The organism is Actinocrinis sp. (assembly GCF_035946395.1).
In the GTDB taxonomy this organism is placed as follows: Bacteria; Actinomycetota; Actinomycetes; order Streptomycetales; family Catenulisporaceae; genus Actinocrinis.
On the sequence record NZ_DASYZI010000448.1, the window covers coordinates 1 to 2522 of the forward strand.

Annotated in this window: 2 protein-coding genes; one reads left to right on the forward strand and one right to left on the reverse strand. The window is 67.5% G+C overall.

Features of this window, described 5'->3' with window-relative positions:
- Positions 1-235 precede the first annotated feature (235 nt).
- Positions 236-1132: an XRE family transcriptional regulator gene (locus VGS97_RS28520; protein ID WP_326856779.1), complete on the reverse strand. Its 897-nt coding sequence runs from the start codon at positions 1130-1132 to the stop codon at positions 236-238.
- Positions 1133-1196: 64 nt separating this feature from the next.
- Here VGS97_RS28520 and VGS97_RS28525 point away from each other — a divergent pair.
- A partial coding sequence (locus VGS97_RS28525) for a Xaa-Pro peptidase family protein (RefSeq protein WP_326856780.1) occupies positions 1197-2522 on the forward strand: 1326 nt, incomplete at its 3' end.

Genomic DNA, 2522 nt, shown 5'->3' on the forward strand with positions numbered 1-2522 from the left:
CTGCGCGAACTGCTGAGCATCCCGGAGGATTACATTCCGATCGGACTGGCGCTGCTCGGACACGCGGCCGACGACGCCGGGCAGTTCGGCGACGTGAGCGCGCGGACCATTCCCCGGCGTCCGTACGAGGAAATCGTCCACAAGGAACGCTGGTAGCCGCACACGGCTGACCGGCGCATCACGTCAAGTCGTGTCAAGTCGCGTCAAGCCGCCTGTCAACCTGCGTTAAGCCACGCTAACTGGCCGATGTCCAGATCTTGCGGTGCGGCTCCTCGGTCACGAACCACACCCCGACCGCTGGCTCGTCGCCGTCGTTCCGGTAGCCGTGTGGCACGCTCGACTCGAACGAGACCGAATCGCCGGCGCGCAGCCTGAATTCCTCGAAGCCGAGGGTCAGCACGAGTTCCCCGCTCAGCAGCAGTCCGTACTCGCAGCCGGCGTGCCGCATCAGCGCGCCGGTCACGGACGACCGCGCGCCCGGCGGATAGGTCATCCGAAGGAAGTCGAACGGCCGGCCGGGCAGGTCACCAAGCAGTTCCCAGGTCACCCCGGAGTCGAGGGTGAGCTGCGCGCGCTGGTCCGGATGCACCAGCGGGCCGGACTTCAGCCGCGCGACGGCCGCAGCGCGGTCCTGATCCCGGTCCTGCCGCGCATCGCGCCGTTCTGAGTCACCACGGTCCATATCACCACTGTCTGAATCATCACTACCTGAATCGCCACGGCCTGAGTCACCGTCTGAATCACCGTGCTCGGGATCGCTGTGTCCCAGAACGCTGTGTCCCAGATCGCTATGTCCCGGAACACTCTGTCCCGGAACACTCTGTCCCGCATCACCGTGCTCTGCCGGCGGCGTGAACAGGTCCTCGATCGAGATCTCCAGCGCGGTGGTGATGGCGTACAGGGTGCTGACTGAGGGACGGCTTCTGCCGGTCTCGATCTGGGAGATCATGCTCGCCGACACCCCGACCGCGTCGCCGAGCGCGCGCAGGCTCATCCCCTTCGCCACGCGCGCTTCCCGCAGGCGCAGGCCCAGCCACGGCACGTCCGACGGCATCCCGACTCCCTCCGGCACCCCGGCCAGTCTCCCGTACTCGATCCGAACCTGGATCCAGCGCAGCCCCGATTCAATCATGTTAAGCAGTACTTGACGCATCGAGAAGTCAGGCTTAGCGTGCGGACTGGTCGAGGAGGCGCCAATGGCTGTCGCTACACACACCCCGTCCGGTCCCTACGCAGGTGCGACGCGCACGTTCGGTCTGAATACCGTCGACTGGGAGCAGCGCGTCGATCCCGAGCGGTTGCGCGAGTCGCGGCTCGCGCGGCTGCGCGAAACGCTCGCGGCCTCGTCGCTGGGTTCGCTGCTGGCCTTCGATTTCGCCAACATCCGGTACATGACCGCGACCCACATCGGGACGTGGGCCGTGGACAAGCTGATTCGGTTTGCCCTGTTACCACGGGCCGCAGCGGGCTCTGCCGAATCGAACACCGGCGCCTCGAGCGCCGGCGAGCCGGTGGTCTGGGACTTCGGCTCCGCCGCCCGCCACCACCAGCTCTACAACCCCTGGCTGGACGGGCCGAAGCGGGCACGCGCCGGGATCTCCACGCTGCGCGGCGCGTTCCATCCGGACGCGGGCATCGCCGACGAGTTGGCCCGCAAGATCTACGTGGAACTGGCCGAGCACGGCCTGGAACACGAGCCGGTGGGCGTGGACGTGGTCGAGCCGCCGGTGCTGTTCGCCTTGCAGCGCGCGGGGCTCGAAGTCGTGGACGGGCAGCAGCTCTTCCTCGAAGCGCGGCGGATCAAGACACCCGACGAGATCGGCCTGCTCGCTCAGGCCTGCTCGATGGTCGACGCCGCGTACGAGGAGCTCTACAGCTTCCTGCGTCCCGGAGTCCGCGAGAACGAATGCGTCGGACTGGTCGCGAAGACACTGTACGACCTCGGCAGCGAATACGTCGAAGGAGTCAACGCGATCTCCGGGGAACGCTGCTCGCCTCACCCGCACGTGTACTCCGACCGGCTGATCCGGCCCGGTGATCCAGCGTTCTTCGACATCCTGCACAGCCATATGGGCTACCGCACCTGCTACTACCGCTGCTTCGCGGTGGGCAGCGCCTCGCCCGCGATGCGTGACGCGTACATGCGCTGCCGGGAATACATGGACCAGGCGATCGCGCTCGTCCGCCCCGGCACGACGACCGCGGACATCGTGTCGGTCTGGCCACGCGCGCAGGAGTTCGGCTTCCCCGACGAGGAGGCCGCGTTCGCGCTCCAGTACGGCCACGGGGTGGGCCTGTCCATCTGGGAGAAGCCGATCTTCAGCCGCTTGGTCTCGCTCGACCACCCCGAAACGCTGGAAGAGGGCATGGTCTTCGCGCTGGAGACCTACTGGCCGGCCGCGGACGGCTGGTCCGCGGCGCGGATCGAGGAGGAGGTGGTGGTCACCGCCGACGGCTGCGAGATCATCACCAAGTTCCCGGCCGAGCAGCTGCTGGTGGCCGGGCGGCGGTACCACACCGCC

Coding starts and splice junctions, on each gene's coding strand:
- VGS97_RS28520 (WP_326856779.1), bottom strand. CDS start 1,132: ATGATTGAATCGGGGCTGCGCTGGATCCAGGTTCGGATCGAGTACGGG.